The sequence below is a fragment of the Pararhizobium sp. DWP1-1-3 genome (assembly GCF_049896125.1).
In the GTDB taxonomy this organism is placed as follows: domain Bacteria; phylum Pseudomonadota; class Alphaproteobacteria; order Rhizobiales; family Rhizobiaceae; genus Pararhizobium.
Window position 1 is genome coordinate 202,802 of record NZ_JAFCTR010000005.1, and the last position, 13,339, is coordinate 216,140.

General features: G+C 60.9%; 10 protein-coding genes. 2 read left to right on the top strand and 8 right to left on the bottom strand.

Annotated elements, in window-relative coordinates; all coding sequences use genetic code 11:
• Positions 1 to 55: 55 nt before the first annotated feature.
• The 3 genes from ACP7BS_RS13680 to ACP7BS_RS13690 all read right to left on the bottom strand — a co-directional run bounded on the left by ACP7BS_RS13680 (position 56) and on the right by ACP7BS_RS13690 (position 3,987).
• Positions 56 to 1,120 (bottom strand): DUF475 domain-containing protein, encoded by a 1,065-nt coding sequence (locus ACP7BS_RS13680; RefSeq protein WP_426231332.1) that lies wholly within the window; start codon positions 1,118 to 1,120, stop codon positions 56 to 58.
• Positions 1,121 to 1,378: 258 nt separating this feature from the next.
• Entirely contained in the window at positions 1,379 to 1,678 is a 300-nt protein-coding gene (locus ACP7BS_RS13685) for a hypothetical protein (protein ID WP_426238535.1), read from the bottom strand.
• Positions 1,678 to 3,987 carry an FdhF/YdeP family oxidoreductase gene (locus ACP7BS_RS13690; RefSeq protein ID WP_426238536.1) on the bottom strand — a complete coding sequence of 770 codons (2,310 nt, stop codon included), beginning with the start codon at positions 3,985 to 3,987 and terminating at the stop codon, positions 1,678 to 1,680. Before ACP7BS_RS13690 ends, ACP7BS_RS13685 begins: the two co-directional genes overlap by 1 nt.
• 268 nt (positions 3,988 to 4,255) lie before the next feature.
• Here ACP7BS_RS13690 and ACP7BS_RS13695 point away from each other — a divergent pair, with 268 nt between their 5' ends.
• A complete protein-coding gene (locus tag ACP7BS_RS13695) occupies positions 4,256 to 5,170 on the top strand; it encodes a DMT family transporter (protein WP_426238537.1) in 915 nt (304 codons plus the stop codon).
• Positions 5,171 to 5,176: 6 nt separating this feature from the next.
• Here the strand turns inward: ACP7BS_RS13695 and ACP7BS_RS13700 are convergent, their stop codons facing one another.
• The 5 genes from ACP7BS_RS13700 to ACP7BS_RS13720 form a co-directional block, all read right to left on the bottom strand.
• Positions 5,177 to 6,088: an SMP-30/gluconolactonase/LRE family protein gene (locus ACP7BS_RS13700; protein ID WP_426238538.1), complete on the bottom strand. Its 912-nt coding sequence runs from the start codon at positions 6,086 to 6,088 to the stop codon at positions 5,177 to 5,179.
• A gap of 246 nt (positions 6,089 to 6,334) precedes the next feature.
• The gene (locus ACP7BS_RS13705; RefSeq protein WP_426238539.1) at positions 6,335 to 7,936 is read right to left on the bottom strand and encodes an ABC transporter ATP-binding protein; all 1,602 of its coding nucleotides are present in this window, start codon (positions 7,934 to 7,936) and stop codon (positions 6,335 to 6,337) included.
• Position 7,937: 1 nt separating this feature from the next.
• Entirely contained in the window at positions 7,938 to 9,065 is a 1,128-nt protein-coding gene (locus ACP7BS_RS13710) for an ABC transporter permease (protein WP_426238540.1), read from the bottom strand.
• Positions 9,058 to 9,981: an oligopeptide ABC transporter permease OppB gene (gene oppB / locus ACP7BS_RS13715; RefSeq protein WP_426125794.1), complete on the bottom strand. Its 924-nt coding sequence runs from the start codon at positions 9,979 to 9,981 to the stop codon at positions 9,058 to 9,060. The genes ACP7BS_RS13710 and oppB overlap by 8 nt, the downstream gene beginning before the upstream one ends.
• Positions 9,982 to 10,039: 58 nt before the next feature.
• Positions 10,040 to 11,638 (bottom strand): peptide ABC transporter substrate-binding protein, encoded by a 1,599-nt coding sequence (locus ACP7BS_RS13720; RefSeq protein ID WP_426238541.1) that lies wholly within the window; start codon positions 11,636 to 11,638, stop codon positions 10,040 to 10,042.
• A 646-nt stretch (positions 11,639 to 12,284) separates the two neighbouring features.
• Between ACP7BS_RS13720 and fba the strand changes: the two genes are divergently transcribed.
• Positions 12,285 to 13,331, top strand: a complete 1,047-nt coding sequence (gene fba, locus ACP7BS_RS13725; protein WP_426231324.1) for a class II fructose-bisphosphate aldolase — start codon at positions 12,285 to 12,287, stop codon at positions 13,329 to 13,331.
• Positions 13,332 to 13,339 lie beyond the last annotated feature (8 nt).

Genomic DNA, 13,339 nt, shown 5'->3' on the forward strand with positions numbered 1-13,339 from the left:
TAAAAATGCCGCCCGCTTTTGACGGACGGCATCTCTGTTTGTGCGTGCTGTTTGGTTAGTGCGCGCCGCTCAGTTGTTCGCGGCGGTTGTGTTTGATCGACGACCAGAGCGAGATGCCGATCAGCGCTGCACCGCCAAGGCCGGTGATGACTTCCGGGATATGGAAGAGCGTCTGGACATACATGATCACCGACAGGATCAGGATCGCGTAGAACGCGCCGTGCTCCAGGTAGCGGTATTCGGCAAGCGTGCCCTTTTCCACCAGCATGATCGTCATCGAGCGCACATACATGGCGCCGATGCCAAGGCCGATGGCGATGACGAAGAGGTTCTGCGTCAGGGCGAAGGCGCCAATGACGCCATCGAAGGAGAAGCTGGCGTCCAGCACTTCGAGATAGATGAAGGCGCCGAGACCACCCTTTGCCGCTGCATTCATCGTTTGCTGCGACGCGTCGAGCAGGCCGCCGACGACTTCCACTGCAAGGAAGGTCAGAAGGCCGTAGATGGCGCAATAGACGAACGTGGTGGATTCTTCGCCTTCAAGCAGCGACGAGAAGATCAGGATCACAGCCAGAACGAAGGCGATTTCAACGCCCTTGATCGAGGCGAACCGGGACATGTTGCGTTCAAGCACCTGGATCCAGTGCACGTCCTTCTCATGGTCGAAGAAAAATTTCAGGCCGACCATCATCAGGAAGGTACCGCCGAACGCGGCGATCGGCAGATGTGCCTCGTTCATGATGCGGGCATATTCTTCCGGGCGTGCTGCGGCCAGAACCAGCGCTTCGATCGGTCCGATCTGGGCGGCGATGACGACGATGAGCAGCGGGAAGACGATCCGCATGCCGAAAACGGCAATGAGGATGCCCCAGGTCAGGAACCGCTGTTGCCAGACCGGCGTCATTTCCTTGAGCTTGTTGGCGTTGACGATGGCGTTGTCGAAGGACAGCGAGATTTCCAGCACGGCAAGCACCGTACAGATGAAGAAGACCGTGGCCATGCCGCCGATCGTTCCCGTGGTCGTCCAGCCGAGCCAGGCGCCGAGCGCAAGACCCACTGCGGTGACGATGAAGGACCATTTGAAATAGCTGAGGGTGGATGGCTGGGGAGCGGTTGTCATGGCCGCACCTCCGCCCCGTTGAGGCTGAGCGCCAAATAGCTGGAGACATCCCACATGCCTGGAACGGCATGCGAGGAACGCATGATATGGAGTGTCATTTGCTTACAATCCGCCGGCTTATTTGCGGGGTAATACCGACATCACGAGAGCGCCGTAAATTCTCGCCAGAGGGGCCCGGTATCAGGTTTGCTCAGCAGGCGTGTTGAAAATGCCCTGCACTGCGGAGTCGATCCTTACTTAGCAAGCCTTTGGCCAAGGTCAAGGGATGCGGCGGCAAAGTGCCTCACCTTTTACCGTAAGCTTGAGATATGTGCGCTGTGTGCGGGCATCCCGGCGGGTGATTTCGACTGGCGCGTCCGGGCCGGACAGCTGGTTGATCTCGCGTAGAACGAGGGCATGTTCGATGCCGAACAGCTTTGCGAAAGTGCGGCTGTCCGTGGCGATCCCCACGAACACAGCAGCCACGATCCCCGCCGTCAGCGGCGAAAGCACCGGGTCTTGCGCCCGCATCGCATCGACGCGGGCCAGGAATTCTGCCTCTGTAACGTGTTCCGTCATCAGGCGGCGTTCGCGGCCGCAGCCTGGGTGCGGAACGACACGAGGACCGATTTCGATGTCGGCGTATCGCTCTCATCACCGGCGCTTGACAGAGGCACCAGCACGTTGAGTTCCGGATAATAGCCGGCAACGCAACCGCGTGGGATATCGTAGGGCACCAGCCGGAAATCGCTGGCGATGCGGGAAATGCCGTCATGATGCTTGCCGATCACATCGACGCGGTCACCGGCTCTCGCACCCAGTTCGGCAAGGTCGGCCGGGTTGATGAAGATGACGCTGCGTTCGCCGTAAACCCCGCGATAACGGTCGTTCATGCCGTAGATCGTCGTGTTGTACTGGTCGTGCGAGCGAAAAGTCTGGAGCACAAAGACCGCATCCTGGCTACGGGCGACCTGATGCTCGACGGCGGTGGGTAGCGGGCCGGTCCAGAAGGCGGCGCGGCCTGCTGGTGTCTCCCATTCGCGATGGGAAGCGGCATTCCGCAGGTGAAAACCGCGCGGCTTGCGGACGCGCGCGTTGTAATCTTCGAAGCCGGGAATGACATTGGCGATATGATCGCGGATCAGATCGTAATCATCGGCAAGGGCTTCCCAATCGACCTTGGTCGACCCGACGGTCGCAGCCGCGATGCCGGCGATGATGGCGACTTCGGAGCGCAGTTCCGGCGAGGCCGGTTTGTTGATACCACCTGAGCCGTGCACCATGCTCATCGAATCCTCGACGGTGACGATCTGGCTGACGCCCTTCGAGTTGCGGTCGATCTCGGTGCGGCCAAGGCACGGCAGGATGAAGCTGACCTCGCCCGGCATCAGGTGCGAATGATTGAGCTTGGTGGCGATATTCACCGTCAGCTTCTGCGTGGAGAGTGCCTTGGCGATGATCGGGCTGTCCGGTGTGGCGCGGGCGAAATTGCCGCCAAGGCCGATAAACGCCTTTGCCGATCCATCCAGCATGGCGCCGATGGCGGCGAGCACGTTGTGGCCCTCCTTGCGCGGGGCCTTGAAATCGAATTCCTTTTCCAGCGCATCGAGAAAGGCTGCCGGCGCTTTTTCGTTGATGCCGACGGTGCGGTCGCCCTGGACATTGGAATGGCCGCGCACCGGGCAAAGACCAGCGCCGGGCTTGCCGATATTGCCGCGCAGCATCATGAAATTGGCGATCTCGCGGATGGTGATGACCGAATGCCGGTGCTGCGTCACGCCCATCGCCCAGGTGCAGATCACCCGCCCGGCGCCGAGATAGGTTTCGGCCGCACGCTCCAGCTCCAGGCGCGTCAGGCCGGACTGGTCCTCGATCTCGCCCCAGCCGGTCGTTTCGACGGCAGTACGATAGGCTTCGAAATCGGTTGTGTGCTGCGCCAGGAATTCGCGATCCAGAACCGGGGGCTCGCCGGCCGCAAGGGCTGTATCATCAGCCGCAAAAACGGCCTTGGCCATGCCGCGCACAGCCGCCATGTCGCCCCCCAGCTGCGGCTGGAAGTAGTCGCTGGCAATCTCGGTCGAGCCGCCGCGCAGCATTTCCAGCTTGTCCTGCGGATCGGCGAACCGTTCCAGCCCCCGTTCGCGCACGGGATTGAACACCACAATTTTTGCGCCGCGTTGAGCGGCCCGGCGCAGGTCGCCCAGCATGCGCGGATGGTTGGTGCCGGGGTTCTGGCCGATGACGAAGATGGCGTCGGCTTTTTCGAAGTCCTCCAAAAGCACCGTGCCCTTGCCGACCCCGATCGCCTGCTTCATGGCGATGCCGCTGGCCTCGTGGCACATGTTGGAGCAATCGGGAAAATTGTTGGTGCCGTAGAGCCGCACGAACAGCTGGTAAAGGAAGGCCGCTTCGTTGGAGGCGCGGCCGGACGTGTAGAATTCTGCCCGGTCCGGCGTGTCGAAGCTGTTGAGGATTTCGCCGATCTCGGCAAAGGCAGCGTCCCAGCTGACGCGCACATAGGTGTCGGTTGCGCGATCATAGCGCATCGGATGGGTGAGCCGGCCCTGCTGTTCCAGTTCGTAGTCGCTCCAGGACTGGAGCGCCGCGACGCTATGGGCAGCGAAGAAATCAGGCGGCGTGCGTTTGTCGGTGGCTTCCCAGGCCACCGCCTTGACGCCGTTTTCGCAGAATTCGAACGAGGAGCCGTGCGCGGGGTCACCCCAGGCGCAGCCGGGGCAGTCGAAACCGTCCGGCTGATTGGCCTTCAACAGGGCACGCGCACCCGAAATCGGCGAGCCGCTTTCCAAAAGCCGCTTGCCGCAACTCTTCAACGCGCCCCAGCCGCCGGCAGCATTGGAGGCTTTGCCGATGAAAACAGTCTTGCCCATGAACGCAGCGATCCCTGGCGCGCAGCCGATAGAAGAAACCTGATTAAAAATACGGTGTTTGGAGGCTTCTGAGCGAATTCTGCTTTTGGTTCAAGCGGGCGTGTCGCATCTAGCGATAGAGAATTTCTATTGAACTGGCTTGCCCGCAGGTACTCGAGAAGGCCGCACCTGACTGGCATTCCAATTGTTGATGGACATATGCCTTTTCGCGACTGGATCGTTCGGCCGGAATGTGCGACTGCGACGCATGTCTGCCGGAACCGATGTCATGACCGCCGAAACCACATCTATCGCCCACTCATCGAACGCCGCGCGCAACGGCGTGCTGATCATGCTGCTTGGCATGCTGATGTTTTCGCTCAACGACGTCATGGGCAAATGGCTGGTCTCGACCTATTCCGTTCCCCAGCTGATGACGATCCGCAGCATCGCGGCGCTGGTCGTGCTGACACCGTTTTTCATCAAGCGCGGCTGGCGCAGCCTGATTAAGGTCGATCGGCCGTGGCTGCATGCGCTGCGCTCGCTGCTGTTCGCCGTCGATGCGTCCGCGTTCTATTATGCCGTCGCCTATATGCCGCTTGCCGATGCGATGACCTATTGGCTGGCAGCGCCGATCTATGTGGCTGCGGCCTCGCCGTTTCTATTGGGCGAAAAAGTCGGCTGGCGGCGGTGGACGGCGATCCTGATCGGCTTTGCCGGCGTGATCGTTGCGCTGGAGCCCTCTGCCAAGAGCTTTTCCCTGCCGGCGCTGATTGCCCTGGTCGGCAGCGCTGCCTTTGCCTTCGCCCTGCTTCTCGGGCGGACCTTGCGCTCGACGCCGGATACGACGCTGATCTTCTGGCAGCTGAGCGGCGCGCTGATCTTTTCGCTAATTGGCGTCGGTGCCAATACCGCCGGCTGGGCACCGATGGATATGCAGGCGCTGTTTGCGCTGTGCCTGCTCGGCATCGTCGCGATGATGGCCCATCTGCTGGTCAGCCGTTCGCTGAAGCTCGCGGATGCGGCAACCGTCGTGCCGCTGCAATATACGCTGCTGTTCTGGGCGGTGGTGTTCGGCTGGATGTTCTTCGGCGATACGCCGCGCTGGACCGTGGTCGTCGGCGCAGGACTGATCATCGCCTCCGGCCTGTTCATCTTCTTCCGCGAACAGCAGCTGAAGCACCGGGGCGAGATCAAGGAATGACGGCCTTTACGGCCGTTGAGCGCCGGTTGCCGTCACGTAGATCGAATAGACCGACTGCGTCGCGGTGATGAAAAGCCGGTTGCGGCGGGGACCGCCAAAGGTGAGGTTGGAGACGCCCTGCGGGATGCGGATCTTGCCGAGCAGCGTCCCGTCCGGGGCAAAACAGTGCACCGCATGGCCACCACTGGTCCAGAGATTGCCGTTGGTATCGAGGCGAAATCCATCCGGGCGGCCTTCATCGAGATGGCAGAAGATGCCGGAATTGGTCAGACGCGTGCCTTCTACATCATAGACCCGGATATGGGCCGGTGCCGTATCGTCCGGATTGGTGCCGCTGTCGGCGACATAGAGCTTGGTTTCGCCCGGCGAGAACGCAAGGCCGTTCGGCTGGAGGAAATCGCTGGCCGCCGCCGTCAGTGCACCTGTCACCGGATCGAGCCGGTAGATGCTGCGCTTGTCCTGTTCCGGCGCCGACTTGTAGCCCTCGTAGTCCGACAGGATGCCGTAGGTCGGATCGCTGAACCAGATGCTGCCATCGGAGCGCACCACGACGTCATTGGGCGAATTCAGCCGCTTGCCTTCAAAACTGTCGGCCAGCACGGTGATCGAGCCATCCGCCTCGGTGCGGGTGACACGGCGGGTGCCGTGTTCGCAGGAGATCAGCCGCCCCTGCCGGTCGCGCGTGTGGCCATTGGCAAAATTCGAGGGATAACGATAGACCGAGACACCGCCGTCCGGCACCCAGCGCAGCATGCGCTGGTTGGGAATATCGCTCCACAATAGCTGCTGCGCGTCATCGAACCAGACCGGACCCTCGGCCCAGCGGCAGCCGGAATACAGTTCTTCGAGAACGGCGCTGCCGACGATCAGCGAACGGAAACGCGGGTCGTGGATTTCGTAAAGCGATGGGCTGGTCACGATCGTACTCCGGGTATGCCGTTGCCCGGCGCTTGCGCGTCCGGCTTTGGGGGGAGACTATCGTATAAATTTCGGAACCGAAATTGGTTGGTGGAGAAAATCGATGTAAGACGGGTAAGCTTGATGCGTGTGGTTTCCGCCCCCCTCTGTCGGCGATGCCGACATCTCCCCCTCAAGGGGGGAGATTATTCTTTTCCCCCGCTGGCGGCAGATATCCCGGAGGGACAGAGGGTATTCCAGAAACCGTCACGCCGTGAACGCGGCGCTCATCAGGGTCTGGGTGTAGTTTTCGCGCGGCGCCTCGAAGATCGCGTCGGTATCGCCTTCCTCGACGATCTTGCCGTTCTTCATAACGACCACATAATCCGACATCGCCTTGATCACCGAGAGATCGTGACTGATGAAGATGTAGGACAGCCCGTGCGCCTTCTGCAGATCGCGCAGGAGGTCGATGACCTGACCCTGGACCGAGCGGTCGAGCGCCGAGGTCGGTTCGTCGAGAATGACGACCTTGGGTTTCAGGATGATGGCACGGGCGATGGCGATGCGCTGGCGCTGGCCGCCGGAGAATTCGTGCGGATAGCGGTTGCGCGCCGCCGGATCGAGACGAACTTCCTTGAGCGCCTCGATGGCCCGCTTGTCGCGATCGGCCCGGCTCAGTTGCGGCTCGTGGACATAGAGGCCCTCGGTGATGATCTCACCGACCGTCTGGCGCGGTGACAGCGAACCGTAGGGGTCCTGGAAGACCAGTTGCAACTGCCGGCGCAGCGGCCGCATGGCGGAGCGGCCGAAGTCGGAAATATTGGTCGATCCGAACTGATAGCGGCCGGTACTCGGCACCAGGCGCAGCAAGGCGCGGCCGAGCGTCGATTTTCCGGAGCCGGATTCGCCGACAATGCCGATGGTCTGGCCTTCCCTCAACCGGATGCTGACGCCATCGACGGCACGGAAAACGCCTGCCGAGCTGCCGAACAGGCCGCCGCCGGTGGCATAATCGACCGCGACATTCGTGCCTTCGAGGATGATCGGTGCCTTGTCGCCGGGAGAAAGTTTGCGGCCATGCGGCTCGGCGGCCAGCAGCATCTTGGTGTACTCGGCCTGCGGACGCTCGAAGATATCCGCCGTCGTTCCGGTCTCGACCACTTCGCCCCGGCGCATGACCGCGACCCGGCTGGCGAAATGCTTGACGATGCCGAGATCGTGGGTGATCAGCACCACCGCCATGCCGAACTTGGCCTGCAGCGAATTCAACAAATCGAGGATCTGCGCCTGGATGGTGACATCGAGCGCCGTCGTCGGTTCGTCGGCGATCAGGATGTCGGGATCGTTGGCGAGCGCCATGGCGATCATCACGCGCTGGCGCTGGCCGCCGGACATTTCGTGCGGATAGCTGTCGATGCGACGCTTGGCATCGGGAATGCCGACCAGTTCAAGCAGTTCCAGCACGCGGGCGCGGGCCTGTTTGAAGTTGCCGCCCCGGTGATGGACGATCGGTTCGGCGATCTGCCGACCGATCGTATAGAGAGGATCGAGCGAGGTCATCGGTTCCTGGAAGATCATGGTGATCTTGGCGCCGCGCACCTTGTTGAGCGCCTTCAGCGGCAGCCCGACCAGTTCCTCGCCGCGATATTTTGCCGAGCCGGTGACCTGGCCGTTGCCGGCCAGCAGGCCCATGATGCCCATCATCGTCTGGCTCTTGCCGGAGCCGCTCTCGCCCACCACGGCCAGCGTTGCGCCGGCCTTGATGTCGAGATCGATGCCCTTGACCGCCTGCACGTCGCCATCCGGCGTCGTGAAGGTGACCTTGAGGTCGCGGACGGCGAGAATTGTTTCCTGTTTATCGTTCATGTCAGCGGTCCTTCGGGTCGAGCGCATCGCGCAGGCCGTCGCCGGCAAAATTGAGCGAGAACAGGGTGAGGACGAAGAAGATCGCCGGGAAGATCAGGAGCCAGGGTGCCGACTGGATATTGTTGGCACCTTCGGCAATGAGCGCGCCCCAGCTCGTCAGCGGCGCCTGGACGCCAAGGCCGAGGAAGGACAGGAAGCTTTCAAGCAGGATGACCTTCGGCACGACGACAGTGACGAAAACCACGACCGGACCGATGGTGTTCGGAATGATGTGGCGGCGGATGATCTGCCAGTCGGTCAGCCCGAGGGCCTGCGCGGCGCCGATGAATTCACGCCGTTTCAGGGCCAATGTCTGGCCGCGTACGATGCGGGCCATGTCCAGCCATTCCACCGCGCCGATGACGAGGAAGATCAGGATGAACGAGCGTCCGAAGAAGACGACGAGGACGACGACAAGGAACACGAAAGGCAGCGAATAGAGGATTTCGACAAACCGCATCATGACATTGTCGACGCGGCCGCCGATATAGCCCGAAGTCGCTCCGTAGAGAACGCCGATGCTCAGCGAAACGAGGCTGGCGAGCAGGCCGACGGCGATCGAGATCTGGCCGCCGAGCATGACGCGGGCCATCAGGTCGCGACCGTTCGAATCCGTGCCGAACAGGAAATATTCACGCGAGACGCTACCCGCGAGCTTCAGCGTCTTGCCATCGTTTTCGGTGGCGACGACTTGCGTGCTGTCGAATTCGTTGGCCCGGTCGAAATAGCGTGTGGTGCGCGGATCGATCGGCGCGTCGGAGGTCACGGTGGCGGTGAAGGTCTGGCCTTCGACGGCAAACTCCTTCAGATCGACACGCGCCCGTCCGGCAACGCCCTCCATTACCGCCTGCAGGCTGGACGCATCCGGCCGGGGCTCGAAGCTTGGCGGGATCGAGACGTAGGACGGAAACACCTGGTCATAGGTATGGCTGATGAAATAGGGGCCGAGGAAGGAAAACAGGGTGATTAGCAAAAGCGTCACGCAGCTAGCCATGGCGGCGCGGTTGCGGCGAAAACGCATGGTGGCGAGCTGGAACAGGCTTCTGCTGGCGGTTTCCGGCGGCAGTTCCGTGGTGACGATATCAGTCATGGCGAACCCTCGGATCGAGAAGGCCGTAGAGAATATCGACCAGGAGATTGAAAACGATGACGAAGATGGCGATCAGCACCACGGTGCCCATGACCAGCGTGTAATCGCGGTTGATTGCGCCGAGCACGAAATAGCGGCCGACGCCAGGAATGGTGAAGATCGTCTCGACGACGGCCGAGCCGGTGAGCAGGGCCGCAGCCGCCGGCGCCAGATAGGATACCACCGGCAGCATGGCGGCGCGCATTGCGTGCGTAATGACCACCGTGCGCGATGGCAGGCCATAGGCGCGCGCCGTGCGGATATGATCGGTGTGCAGCGCCTCGATCATCGAGCCACGCGTCAGCCGCGCAAAAACCGCAAGTTGCGGCAGCGCAAGCGCGATCATCGGCAGGATCAGGAAGCGCAGCGAGCCATCGCCCCAACTGCCGGCAGGAAGCCAAGCGAGCGTGATGGCGAAGATGAGCGTGAGGACCGGGCCGACGACGAAGTTCGGCACGGTGACGCCGACGGTCGAGACCGACATGATCAGGAAATCGAGGAAACTGTTTTGCCGCAGCGCCGCGATCGTGCCGGCAAGCACGCCGCCGACCAGGGCCAGAAGCAGCGCGTAGAACCCGAGCTCCATCGAATAGGGAAGACCCTTGCCGATCAGTTCGGCGACGGTGTTGTCCTTGTAGATGTAGCTGGGGCCGAAATCGCCGGTGACGGCATTGCCGATGTAGGTGAGGTACTGGTTCCAGAGCGGCTGATCGAGATGGTACGTCGCCATCAGGTTCGCCATCGTCTGTGGCGGCAGCGGACGCTCGAGATTGAAGGGACCGCCAGGAGCGAACCGCATCAGGAAGAAGGAAATCGTGACGACGATAAACAGCGTCGGCACGGCGCTCGCAAGGCGGCGCAGGACAAAGGAGATCATGGCTATACTCTCTGACCGTGACGCGCGGCGGCAACGGGCCGCCGCGCGTCAGAATCCGTTACTCGGAAACGCTCAGGAAGCGGCTCAGGTGCGCGTTGACCGCGTTATCCTGCCAACCCTTCACCCTGTCGGACACCAGCCAGAGATCGGCCTGGGTCAGGAACGGCGCGATCGGCTGTTCCTTCATCAGCAATGCTTCGGCTTCATGAAGCGACTTGGAGCGGACAGTCGGATCAATCTCTTCGTAGGATTTCTTCATCAGAGCGTCGAACTCGGGGTTCTCGAAATGCCCGTAGTTGAACGTCTTGTTCGAGGACAGGCTGAGCGCCAGGAAGTTTTCGGCGTCGGCATAGTCTGCCACCCAGCCAGCGCGGGCGACGTTGAACTTGCCGCCTTCCTGCAGGTAGGCGTAGTGCGAGGATACATCGAGATTGACCAGCGACACCTTGGCGCCGAACGTGTTCTTCCACATATCGGCAACGGCAGTTGCCACGCGTTCATGGTTCGGGTTGGTGTTGTAGCGGATCTCGATATCGAGCGGCTTGCCGCCCTCGCCGTAGCCGGCCTCCTTCATCAGCTTGAGCGCTTCGTCTTCGCGGTCGAGCTGTGATTTGTCGGCGAAATCCGCCTTGGACGGGTCGCCGTAGCTTGCCATGCCCGGAGGCACCATCGAATAGGACGGCAACTGCGAGCCCGAGTAGATCTCCTTGGCGAGGAAGTCGCGATCGACGGCCATGGAGAGCGCACGGCGAACGCGCACGTCGCTATAGGGCTCCTGGCGGGTGTCGAAAGCGTAGTAGTAGGTCGCAAGCGTCGGTGAAACACGGACCTGCTCGCCGTAGGATTTGCGCAGGCGTTCCAGCTGGTCGGCCGAGAAGTTGTAGGCGAGGTCCATTTCCTTGGCTTCGAAGCGGCGGACGGAGGCTGCCTGGTCGTCGATCGGGTAGAAGATCACCTTATCGATCTTGACGTTGGCCGCGTCCCAATAGGACGGGTTCTTTTCGGTCGTCAGGCTGTCGTTCGGCGTATGGGCGACAAGCTTGTAGGCTCCATTCGACACCATCACGCCCGGCTTGACGAAATCGGCGCCGTTCTTTTCGAAGCTGGCTTTGGAAACCGGCAGGGCGGTCTGGTGGGCGAGAAGCTCAAGGAAGAACGGGGTCGGGCGCTCAAGAGTGATTTCCAGCGTCTTGTCATCGATGGCCTTCAGGCCCAGCTGATCGACGGGCACTTCGCCCTTATTGACCTTTTCGGCGTTCTTGATCGGGAAAAGGATGTTGGCATAACCAGCCGCGGTCTTTGGATCTTCAACGCGCTGGAGCGAGAAAACGAAGTCCCCGGCTGTGACCGGAGAGCCATCCGACCACTTGGCGTCGGCGCGAAGCTTGAAGGTGTAGACGAGACCATCGTCTGACAGATCCCAGGTTTCGGCGGCGCCGGGAACGACCTTGCCGGCTGCATCATAGATCGTCAGGCCTTCATAGAGGTCCTTCAGAATAAATTCTTCGATGTTGATCGAGGTATGCGCCTGGTCGAGCGTCTGCGGTTCGCCGGCATTGCCGCGATGCAGAACGGTTTCTGCAAGCGCAGGGCTGGCGCCGATGAGAATTGAACCAAGCAACATCGCTGTGCGGAGGTTGATTTTTGCCAGTGTCATTTTGTTATCCGTCCCCTTTTTTTAGGTTGTGAGGCGGCGATAGAATGCCAAATCTTTTCCAGTGGCAAGGCTCTTTATGTCGCCCATGGTGGCGCCATGTCGCTCGCTGACAGGTAATACTAGCGCCGTGGTTGCATTTCAATCTCGCCATTTTCTAATTAAGTTGTGTTGTGTTTTGTTGTTTCCGAAGGTCTCCCGGCAGCGTCCGCGCAAGCTTCCCAATTATTTCCGGCGGTTTACGTAATATGCGTGCGTGAGAGGCCGTCTTGCGAAAGTGATTGTGCACAACGCCATCTTTAAGGGGGCGACCGCCGGTCGAGGGCCACGCACGCATGACCCGCGTGCGACAATTCTATTTCAATCTCAGATTGCTTTGTTCGGTTCAGCAAAAAAATACAGGATAAATTGTCCGCAGCACTCGACCTGTAACGTTTCCGGATGCTCAACAATCGCATTTCCGCCGCTACAGCGGTTGCCAAACCCGGATCATCAATTATGGTGCCCTGGAAAATCCACCCTCATTCGCCAGGAGGCCTGGTCGCGATACCAGTTGGCTTTTGTGGGGAGCACTTCTGCTCACGCGGAGAATAAGGTGCGCATATCGTCCTCAGGAACGATGCGCTGAGACAATGGGAGACTTCTGACTATGGCATTGATCACCTTGCGGCAGCTATTGGACCACGCCGCTGAAAACAATTACGCGCTGCCCGCGTTCAATGTGAACAATCTGGAATATATCCAGGCCGTGATGCGCGCGGCCGATGCCACGGATTCACCGGTCATCCTGCAGGCAAGCCGTGGCGCTCGCGCCTATGCCGGCGACGCTTTCCTGCGTCATCTGATCCTCGGGGCCACCGAAGAATATCCGCATATCCCGGTCTGCCTACATCTCGACCATGGCGACCAGCCCTCGACCTGCATCTCGGCAATCACCAACGGTTTTACCTCCGTCATGATGGACGGCTCGCTTCTGGCCGACGGCAAGTCGATCGCCTCCTATGAATACAATGTCGGCGTCACCGCCGAAGTCGTGAAGATCGCCCATGCCGCCGGCGTTTCCGTCGAAGGTGAACTCGGCTGTCTCGGCAACCTGGAAACGGGCGCCGGCGAAAAGGAAGACGGCCACGGCTTCGAAGGCAAGCTGTCGCGCGAGGAACTGTTGACCGATCCGGAACAGGCCTTCGACTTCGTCGAAAAGACCGGCGTCGATGCGCTCGCGGTCGCCATCGGCACCAGTCATGGCGCCTATAAGTTTACCCGTGCACCGGACGGTGAAATCCTGTCGATCGACACCATTGCCCGAATCCACAAGCGCCTGCCGAACACCCATATGGTCATGCACGGTTCGTCCACCGTTCCGCAGGATCTGCAGGACCTGTTCAACGAGTTCGGCGGCCAGATGAAGCAGACCTGGGGCGTCCCGCTCTCCGAAATCCAGAAGGCCATTCCGCTGGGGGTCCGCAAGGTCAATATCGACACCGACCTGCGCCTCGCCTTTACCGGTGAAATCCGCAAGCATCACCTGCAGAACCCGGACAATTTCGACCCGCGCAATTACCTCAAGCCGGCGACGGCCCGCATGGTCGATGTCTGCAAGGAGCGCTTCATTGCCTTCAACACAGCCGGCCAGGCATCGAAAATTCGCGTCAAGCGCCTGCCCGATATGGCAAAGGCCTATTCAAAGGTCGCCTGAAGACGCAT

Excerpts from the sequence above, each read along its gene's own strand:
- ACP7BS_RS13680 (WP_426231332.1), bottom strand. The coding sequence starts at position 1,120 with ATGACAACCGCTCCCCAGCCATCCACCCTCAGCTATTTCAAATGGTCC.
- ACP7BS_RS13685 (WP_426238535.1), bottom strand. The coding sequence starts at position 1,678 with ATGACGGAACACGTTACAGAGGCAGAATTCCTGGCCCGCGTCGATGCG.
- ACP7BS_RS13690 (WP_426238536.1), bottom strand. The coding sequence starts at position 3,987 with ATGGGCAAGACTGTTTTCATCGGCAAAGCCTCCAATGCTGCCGGCGGC.
- ACP7BS_RS13695 (WP_426238537.1), top strand. The coding sequence starts at position 4,256 with ATGACCGCCGAAACCACATCTATCGCCCACTCATCGAACGCCGCGCGC.
- ACP7BS_RS13705 (WP_426238539.1), bottom strand. The coding sequence starts at position 7,936 with ATGAACGATAAACAGGAAACAATTCTCGCCGTCCGCGACCTCAAGGTC.
- ACP7BS_RS13710 (WP_426238540.1), bottom strand. The coding sequence starts at position 9,065 with ATGACTGATATCGTCACCACGGAACTGCCGCCGGAAACCGCCAGCAGA.
- oppB (WP_426125794.1), bottom strand. The coding sequence starts at position 9,981 with ATGATCTCCTTTGTCCTGCGCCGCCTTGCGAGCGCCGTGCCGACGCTG.
- ACP7BS_RS13720 (WP_426238541.1), bottom strand. The coding sequence starts at position 11,638 with ATGACACTGGCAAAAATCAACCTCCGCACAGCGATGTTGCTTGGTTCA.
- fba (WP_426231324.1), top strand. The coding sequence starts at position 12,285 with ATGGCATTGATCACCTTGCGGCAGCTATTGGACCACGCCGCTGAAAAC.